The 8,722-nt window shown below is 69.5% G+C and carries 6 protein-coding genes; 1 reads left to right on the top strand and 5 read right to left on the bottom strand.

Features of this window, described 5'->3' with window-relative positions; translation table 11 throughout:
• Positions 1-169 precede the first annotated feature (169 nt).
• The 5 genes from ACIBEI_RS21600 to ACIBEI_RS21580 all read right to left on the bottom strand — a co-directional run bounded on the left by ACIBEI_RS21600 (position 170) and on the right by ACIBEI_RS21580 (position 5,948).
• Positions 170-1,174: an ABC transporter permease gene (locus ACIBEI_RS21600; protein ID WP_398891407.1), complete on the bottom strand. Its 1,005-nt coding sequence runs from the start codon at positions 1,172-1,174 to the stop codon at positions 170-172.
• A gap of 23 nt (positions 1,175-1,197) precedes the next feature.
• The gene (locus tag ACIBEI_RS21595; protein ID WP_398891098.1) at positions 1,198-2,160 is read right to left on the bottom strand and encodes an ABC transporter permease; all 963 of its coding nucleotides are present in this window, start codon (positions 2,158-2,160) and stop codon (positions 1,198-1,200) included.
• A complete protein-coding gene (locus ACIBEI_RS21590) occupies positions 2,153-3,670 on the bottom strand; it encodes a sugar ABC transporter ATP-binding protein (protein WP_398891096.1) in 1,518 nt (505 codons plus the stop codon). Before ACIBEI_RS21590 ends, ACIBEI_RS21595 begins: the two co-directional genes overlap by 8 nt.
• The gene (locus ACIBEI_RS21585; RefSeq protein WP_398891094.1) at positions 3,670-4,770 is read right to left on the bottom strand and encodes an ABC transporter substrate-binding protein; all 1,101 of its coding nucleotides are present in this window, start codon (positions 4,768-4,770) and stop codon (positions 3,670-3,672) included. The genes ACIBEI_RS21590 and ACIBEI_RS21585 overlap by 1 nt, the downstream gene beginning before the upstream one ends.
• Positions 4,771-4,934: 164 nt before the next feature.
• A complete protein-coding gene (locus ACIBEI_RS21580) occupies positions 4,935-5,948 on the bottom strand; it encodes a LacI family DNA-binding transcriptional regulator (protein ID WP_398891092.1) in 1,014 nt (337 codons plus the stop codon).
• Between the two features lie 158 nt (positions 5,949-6,106).
• Between ACIBEI_RS21580 and ACIBEI_RS21575 the strand changes: the two genes are divergently transcribed.
• Positions 6,107-8,707 (top strand): PA14 domain-containing protein, encoded by a 2,601-nt coding sequence (locus tag ACIBEI_RS21575; RefSeq protein ID WP_398891090.1) that lies wholly within the window; start codon positions 6,107-6,109, stop codon positions 8,705-8,707.
• Positions 8,708-8,722: the final 15 nt, after the last annotated feature.

Raw genomic sequence — 8,722 nt, 5'->3', positions numbered from 1 at the left:
GGGGGGGGGGGTGGTTCCGGGGCGGGCAGGGGCCCCCCCCGCCTCCCCCGTTAACGGGGCGAGCGGCGGGGTTTGTTTAACCGGGGGGGGGGGGGCGGGTGGGCCCCCCCCCGCGCCGCACGTCGAGGTCGTCGGTCAGGAACTCATGCAGAGGACCGCAGCCCCGCGGTCACAGGACCCGCCGTCTACGGCCGAGCCAGGTCTGGGCCACCACCACGACGGCGAGGAAGGCCCCGCTGACGACCTGCTGGTAGGCGGAGTCGAGGGAGCCGATCTGGTTGATGACGTTCTGGATCACCTTCAGCAGGAGCACCCCGACCAGCGAACCGCTGACGAAGCCGAACCCGCCGGACAGCAGCGTGCCGCCGATGACGACCGCCGCGATGGCCTCCAGCTCCATGCCCGAGCCGAGGATCGTCACGCCCGACAGCAGCCAGGCGGCGTTGAGCGCACCCGCGAGACCGGCGCACAGCCCCGACACGGCGTACACCGCGATCTTCGTCCGTGCCACGGGGGCACCCATCAGGGTCGCCGCGTCCTCGTTGCCACCGACCGCGTACACGTACTGGCCGAATCTGGTGCGTCGCAGTACGACGGCACCCAGTACGAACAGGGCCACCGTGATCCACACGGGCACGCCGATGCCGAGCAGTGAGCCCTGGCCGAGCGTCGCGAGGAAGGAGTCCTTGTCCACGAGGTAGGTCCGCGAGCCCTCGTCGGTGATCGCGAGCAGGATGCCGCGCGCGCCGAGCATGGCGGCGAGGGTGACGATGAACGGGGCGAGTCCCGACCGGGCGATGAGCAGTCCGTTGACCAGCCCGATCAGCCCGCACACCGCGAGCGGGAGCAGCAGGGCCACCGCCGAGCCGTACTGCGAGCCCCAGGCCGCCACCACTCCGCCGAGGGCGAAGAGCGAGCCGACCGATAGGTCGATCCCGCCGGTGACGATGACGAACGTCATGCCGAGCGCGACCACGGCGAGGAAGGCCGAGGACAGCGCCATGTTCTCGAGGTTGTCGCCGGTCAGGAAGGTGTCGAAGCTCAGCGACGCCACGGCCATGGCCATCAGGAGGGTGACGAGGGCCCCGTGCTGCTGAGCGAGGGCGCTGAAGCGGTCGGCCCGGCCCGGTCCGCGGTCCTCGTCGGTGATCCGCTGGACGGCATCGGGCTGCATGTCGGCTTCCGTGGTCTCGGTGGTCATCGCTTCCCTCGTTCGCGGGCCGCGTAGACGGCACCGACGATCACCACGGCCTGGGCCATCTGCGTCCACGACGGCGGCAGGTCGTGCTTGACGAGCGTGGTGGTCAGCAGCTGGATGAGGACGGCACCGGCGACCGTGCCGCCGATCCGGACCCGGCCGCCGGAGAGGGGCGTGCCGCCGACGACCACGGCGGTGATCGCCGACAGCTCCATCAGCGTGCCCAGCGAGGTCGGGTCACTGGCCGTCAGCCGGGCGGTGGCGAGGACGCCCGCCACTGCGGCCAGCGCGCCGGAGCAGGCGTACACCACGATGAGTACCCGGCGGACGGGCAGGCCGGCGAGGCGGGCCGCGGGCCGGCTGTCGCCGATGGCGAGCAACTGCCGCCCGAAGGTCGTGCGGCGGACCACGAAGGCCACCAACAGGGCCAGGGCGACGGCGATGAGGACGAGATACGGCACACCGAGCACGTCGCCGGAGCCGAGCGCCGTCATGCCCGGATCGCGTACGTCCTTGAGCTGGGGGAGCAGGACCAGGGCCAGGCCGCGAGCGGCGACCATGAGGGCGAGTGTGGCGACGATCGGCTGAACTCCCAGGTGGGCGACCAGTGTTCCGTTCGCGAGCCCGACCAGGATGCCGCCCGCCACCGCCACGAGTACGGCGGCCCACGGTCCGTAGCCGAGATAGAGGGACAGCAGCGAGGTGGACAGGGCCATCACGGAACCCACCGACAGGTCGACGCCCTCGGTGCCGATCGCCAGCGCCATGCCCAGCGCCACGATGAGCACGGGAGCGACCTGGACGGCCTGGGTGCGGAAGTTCTCCGCGGAGACGAAGTGATCGGTGAAGGCGAAGTTGAAGACCAGGAGCGCGGCGACGCCCGCGTAGACGCCGTACTCCTGGAGCAGGCGCAGCAGCCGGTCGCGGTCCACCCGGCCCTGCGCGAGCGCGAGTTCAGTCATGGTGGCTCCCGGCGGGTTCGGCCGCGATGGCCCGCATCAGCGCGTCCTCGGTGAGGGCGTCGCCGGTCAACTCGTCCACCACCGCTCCGTCCTTGAGTACGACGATCCGGTCGCTGCCCTCGATCAGCTCCTCGGTATCGGAGGAGATCAGCAGCACGGCCAGTCCGTCGTCGGCGAGTTCGTCGATGAGTGCCTGTACCTCCGCCTTGGCGCCGACGTCGATTCCGCGGGTCGGCTCGTCCAGCAGCAGCACCTTCGGGTGCAGGGCGAGCCAGCGGGCCAGCAGCACCTTCTGCTGGTTGCCGCCGGAGAGTTCGCCCACCATCTGGTGTGGGCCGGATGACTTGATGCGCAGCCGCTGCACGAAGGTGTCGACGATCCGGTCGATACGGGCGTCGTCCACCAGGCCGAACCGTGAGAGCGAGGGCAGGGCGGCAAGCGCGATGTTCTCCCGTACCGACAGACCGGGGACGATTCCCTCGGCCTTGCGGTCCTCCGGCAGCAGGCTGATCCCGGCGCGGATCGCGGCCGGTGTCGAGCCGGTGCGCACGGCGGCGCCGCCGACCGAGACCCGGCCCGAGTCAGTCGGCAGCGCTCCGGCGACGGCCCTGGCCGTCTCGCTGCGGCCCGAGCCGAGCAGCCCGCCCAGGCCCACCACCTCGCCCGGGCGGATGGACAGCGACACGTCCCGCAACTGGTGACGGGCCGTCAGTCCTTCGGCGTGCAGCATGGGTTCGGCCGACGTGTGGTGGGATCCGGTGAACTTGGTCAGGCCCTCGCTGCGGACCTCGCCGATCTCCCGGCCCAGCATGAGCGAGACCAGACGCAGGCGGTCGAGGTCGGCGAGGCGGCCGGTGTGCACCACCCGGCCGTCACGCAGCACGGTGACCGTGTCGCAGATCTCGTACAGCTCGTCCATGCGGTGGCTGACGTAGACCACGGCGATACCGCGCTCGCGCAGCATGCGGATCACGTCGAACAGGGTGCGCACCTCACGCGGTTCGAGCGAGGAGGTGGGCTCGTCCATGATCACGACACGGGCGTCGACGGCGACGGCACGGGCGAGGGCCACCATCTGCTGGGCCCCGACGCCGAGTTCGCGCAGCGGGCGGCGCACGTCGACGCGGATGCCCAGGCCGCGCAGCGCCTCGTCCGCATCCCGGTGCATGCGCCGGAAGTCGATCAGACCGAGCCGGCCGCGGGGTTCACGGCCGAGGAGGAGATTGCGGGCCACGCTCATCAGCGGGACGAGGTTGACCTCCTGGTAGATGGTCGAGATGCCCGCCTGCTGGGCCTGCAGGGGGGTCGTGAAGCGGACCGGCGTGCCGTCGTGGACGATCTCGCCCGCGTCCGGCCGGTAGACGCCGGTGAGTACTTTGATCAGGGTCGACTTGCCCGCGCCGTTCTCGCCGACGAGGGCGTGGACCTCCCCGGCGCGGGCGGTGAAGTCCACGTCGGACAGCGCCTTCACGCCGGGGAAGACCTTGGACACGCCGGTGACCGAGAGCATCAGCTGTACGCCTTGCCGAGGTCCGACCGGGCGTTGGACTCGGTGTACGCGCTGTCCTTGATAACGATGTCCTGAGCCACTTCGCCGCCCTGGGTGAAGGTGTCGAGGGTCTGGAAGGCAAGCGGCCCGAAGCGCGGGTTGGACTCGATGACGCCGTGGATCCAGCCGTCCACAATGCCCTGCACGGCGTTGCGCGTGCCGTCGATGGTCACGATCTTCACGGCGCCCGGCTTCTTGCCCGCGCCCTTGAGGGCGTTGACCGCGCCGAGGCCCATCTCGTCGTTCTCGGCGTAGATGCCCTTGATGCCGGGCTTGGACTGGATGAGGTTCTCGGTGACCGACTGGCCCTTCTCGCGGGCGAATTCGCCGGTCTGCTGGAACACCACCTTGAGACCGGGGGCCTTGGCCTTGATCCGGTCGAGGAAGCCCTTGGTGCGTTCCGTCGTGACGTTGTTGCCCGCTGAACCGAGCAGGATGGCGATGTCGCCCTTGCCGCCGGTCGCCTCGATCATCTCGTCGGCTGCCCGCTTGCCCTGCTCCACGAAGTCGGAGCCGATGAAGCTCACATAGTCCTTGCAGGCGGTGGCGTTGATCTTGCGGTCCACCGTGACGATCGGGATGTGCTTGGCCGCCGCCGTACGCAGCACGGGTTCCCAGCCGTCCGAGTTGAGCGGCGCGATGACGAGCAGGTCGGCGCCCTTGGCGATGAGGTCCTGGACGTCGCTGATCTGCTTGGAGAACTGCGACTGGGCGTTGGCGGTGAGGAGCTTGACGCCCCGTTTCTTCGCCTCCGCCTCGATGGAGGCGGTCTCCGCGATCCGGAAGGGATTGGCCTCCTTCTCGGACTGGGAGAAACCGACGGTGGCGCTCTTGAGGTCGAGCTTCTCGCCCCCGTACGCGTCGATGGTGCAGGTGGGTCCGGATCCGGCGCTGGGCGAGGCGACCTGCTGGCCGGCGTCACCCTGCTGGGGCGCGGCCTTGTCGCTGTCGGAGGAGTCCTCGGACTTGGTGCATCCGGTGGTCAGGACCAGGCTTGTCAGGAGGCCGGTGGCGAGAAGGGTTCGAGCGGAGGTACGACGGAGAAGTGCGGTGGGCTTCATGGGAGTCCCCAAACGGCGCGGCCCCGGCGCTGAGAGCGCTCCCGGGGAGTTCGGCACTTGCGGTCAACATGGCGTGCACGTCGTTCAGGGGAGTTTTTTACATCGTTGGAAGGAGGCTGTAAACCCTTCCGTCCGAAATCTCGGCCAGTTGGTCCGGACCGTGGTCAGCGTCGTCCGAGGGTGCTCTCCCGCTCCACCAGCCGGTATTCCGCGGTCAGTTCACGTCCTCCGGGCTCCTGACGGCCCGACAGACTGCGCAGCAGTGAGCCCATCGCGAGCTGGGCGATGGCCTGCTTGTCCGGCGCGATCGTGGTCAGCGAGACGGCTCCGAAACGGCTCTCGGCGATGTCGTCGAAACCCACCACGGCGACGTCCCACGGCACCCTGAGCCCGCGCTCGTGCAGCACCCGCATGGCGCCGATCGCGATGAGGTCGTTGTAGGCGAAGACCGCGTCGGGCCGGATGCCCGAGTCCAGCAGCCGCGCCATGGCCCTGGCCCCGTCGTCCCGGTCCCAGCCGTCGACGGGCACGACCATGTCGTCCGTGGTCGGCAGGCCCGCAGCCGTCAACTCCGCCCGCCAGCCGTCGAGTCGCAGATGGGCGGGGCGGTTCGCGGAGTCGGTGCGGGCGCCGAGGTAGGCGATCCGGGTCCGGCCGCGGCCGATCAGATGACGCACCGCCTCGCGCGAGGCCGCCACGTTGTCGATCGCGATGTGGTCGAAGGGCAGGTCGTACTCGCGCTCGCCGAGCAGCACCAGCGGCACGTCGTCGGCCCGGCCGTGCAGGTCCTCGGCCTCCAGTTCCAGCGGGCTCAGGATCAGCCCGTCGATCACCCGGGCCCGGAAACCCTGGCTGACCAGCAGCTCCTGCTCACGGTCGCCGCGCGTGTGGTCGAGCAGGACCGTGAACTCGTGCTGGGCCGCCGCGTCGATCACCGCGCCGGCGAGTTCGGCGAAGTAGGGATTGCCGAGCTCGGGAACGGCGAGCGCGATGATGCCCGTACGGCCCTTGCGGAGATGGCGCGCGGTCAGGTTCGGGCGGTAGCCGAGCTGGTCGATCGCCTCCTGCACCTTGGCGCGCATCGCCGGTGTGACGTGCGGATAGTTGTTCACGACGTTGGAAACGGTCTTGATCGAGACGCCGGCCCGTTCGGCCACGTCCTTCAGGCTGACCCGCAAGGAATCTCCTCGGCATCGACGGGGGCTCCGCGACCGGAGCTTTGTCATGGACCTGGACAGCGGCCAAGAGCCCGTGCTCTTATGCCAACTGCCTCTGCTTTCAACGTTGTACAGACTGAAGCACCGAGCCGCCACCCTTCCTCAACCAAGGAGGATTCGTGCGCATCAGACCGTTCACACACAGCCTCGCCCTGCTCGTCGCAGCAGTGCTGGGTGCCGCGGGACTGGCCGCAGCACCTGCCGCGACGGCCGCGGAGGATCCCGAGATCCACGGCCTCAAGGGTGAGTACTACACCCAGTCCGCCCCCGGCGCCTTCGACTTCCACGAACTCAAAGCCACCGGATTCGATCCGCAACTCGACTTCGACAACCTGGAGCCCCGTCTCCGTTCGGCGACCGGACGGTCGGACGACGTCTCCGTCCGCTGGACCGGCCGGATCGTGCCGGAGAAAACCGGCCCCACCACCTTCTCGATCATCGGGGACAACGGCTTCCGCCTCTGGGTGGACGGGAAACCCGTCATCGACCACTGGGTCGACGACTGGGACCGCGAACAGACCGGCACCCCGGTGGAGTTGACCGCCGGCAAGGCCTACGACATCAAGATCGAGTACTTCGAGCACTACGGGGGCTCCAACCTCCACGTGCGCTGGACGCCGCCCGGCGGAACCAAGACCGCCGTCCCGCAGTCGGCCTTCCTGCTGCCCGCGGACTACGACTACAACGGGGCCATCGCCGCCACGGTCCTCAAGGACGGCCGCACCCTGCGGCTCGACTTCGCCCAGACACTCGCGGCCGCCCCGGCCGGTCTCACCGACCACCTGGACGCCGTGATCGGCGGCGCCACCTGGCCACTCGGCCGGGCACGGCTGGATCCGGCCAACCCGAGATCGCTGCTGGTCGCGCTCAAGGAACCCGTGGTCGGCAACAAGACCGGCACCGCGCGCGGCGCCGCCGATGTGCGCTACGACGGATCGGGCGGCCTCTCCGGCAAGGACGGCAACGTTGTCAAGGCCTTCTGGAGCAGCGGCGCCAACAAGTCCACCTACCAGCTGACCACCCCGTGGGGCGAGAAGGTCACCCCGGCCAACGCCCACCGCGAGTACCCGAGGCCCCAGCTCACCCGCGGCGACTGGAAGAACCTCAACGGCAGCTGGCAGTTCGCCGCGGCCAAGGCGGGCGAACAGCCCCCGGTGGGCCGGGAACTCGCCGAGAAGATCCTCGTCCCGTATCCCGTCGAGTCCCAGCTGTCGGGCATTGAGCGGCACGAGGACCGGATGTGGTATCGGCGCACCTTCACCGTCCCGTCCGACTGGAGGATCGGTTCCGCCAAGCGCCTGCGGCTCAACTTCGGCGCGGTCGACTGGCGCTCCGAGGTCTACGTCAACGGCACCAAGGTCGCCGAACACAAGGGCGGCTACGACAAGTTCAGCGCCGACGTCACCGACGCCCTCAAGCCCGGCCGCACCCAGGAGCTGATCGTCGGCGTCTACGACCCGACCGACGCCGCGAGCGGCGAGAACCCGCCCGTCGGCAAGCAGCGCCTCGACCCCAGCGGCATCTGGTACACCCCGTCCTCCGGTATCTGGCAGACCGTGTGGATGGAGCCCGTCGCCACCGACCACGTCGACTCACTGAAACTCACCCCGGACGCCGGCGCGGGCACCCTCACCGTCGAGCCGCAGGGCGTACGCCCCGGACTCGCCGTCACCGCGACCGCGTACGACGGCAAGCGAAAGGTCGCCACCGTCACCGGACGCACCGGAAGCCCGCTCACCCTGAAGATCAAGAACCCCCGGCTGTGGTCGCCCGACGACCCGTTCCTGTACGACCTGAAGGTCAGCGTCGGCGCCGACCGCGTCAGCAGCTACTTCGGCATGCGGTCCATCGCCGTCGAGAACGTGAACGGAACCCCGCGAACCGTCCTCAACGGCAAGCCCGTCTTCATGATGGCCACCCTCGACCAGGGCTTCTGGCCGGACGGCCTGCACACCGCCCCCAGCGACAAGGCCCTGGCCTACGACCTGAAGATGCACAAGGCGATGGGCTTCAACTCGGTCCGCAAGCACATCAAGGTCGAACCCGACCGCTGGTTCTACTGGGCCGACCGGCTCGGCCTGCTGGTGTGGCAGGACATGCCGTCCATGACGGCGGGCGTCAACCCGTCCACCGCCGCCCGCGCCGAGTACGAGCTGGAGATGAAGCAGATGATCGACGAGCACATCAGCAGCCCGTCCATCGTCATGTGGGTCACCTTCAACGAAGGGTGGGGCCAGTACGACGTGGGCCGCATCGCCACACAGGCCAAGGCCTGGGACCCGACCCGCCTGGTCAACAACCAGTCGGGCCTCAACCTCGGCGCCGACGGCGGCACCGGCGACATCATGGACGAGCACGGCTACCCGAGCCCCGCACTGCCACCACGCCCGGACGGCAAACGGGCCCTGGTCATGGGCGAGTACGGCGGCCTCGGCCTCGCCGTACCCGGACACGCCTGGTCCGTACAGCAGTCTTACGTCGACGTCGACCCGGCCACGTACACCGACGACTACCTCACCAAGCTCGCCGAGGTGCACGCCCTCGCATGCAAGGGCGGCAACGGCGCGGTCTACACCCAGATCGCGGACGTCGAGGGCGAGCTGAACGGGCTGATCACCTACGACCGCAAGGTCGTCAAGCCCGATGTGCCACGGGTCAAGGCGGCCCACGAGGCACTGATCAACGACGTGTCGCGGCCGACTCCCGCCGGCTGCGCCTGACCCGGACCGCCCGGC

The organism is Streptomyces sp. NPDC050988 (genome assembly GCF_044456225.1).
Lineage (GTDB): Bacteria > Actinomycetota > Actinomycetes > Streptomycetales > Streptomycetaceae > Streptomyces.
The sequence above is the reverse complement of the archived record's forward strand: the minus strand, read 5'-3'. Positions and strand labels throughout refer to the sequence as shown.

Coding starts and splice junctions, on each gene's coding strand:
- ACIBEI_RS21585 (WP_398891094.1), bottom strand. CDS start 4,770: ATGAAGCCCACCGCACTTCTCCGTCGTACCTCCGCTCGAACCCTTCTC.
- ACIBEI_RS21590 (WP_398891096.1), bottom strand. CDS start 3,670: ATGCTCTCGGTCACCGGCGTGTCCAAGGTCTTCCCCGGCGTGAAGGCG.
- ACIBEI_RS21595 (WP_398891098.1), bottom strand. CDS start 2,160: ATGACTGAACTCGCGCTCGCGCAGGGCCGGGTGGACCGCGACCGGCTG.
- ACIBEI_RS21600 (WP_398891407.1), bottom strand. CDS start 1,174: ATGCAGCCCGATGCCGTCCAGCGGATCACCGACGAGGACCGCGGACCG.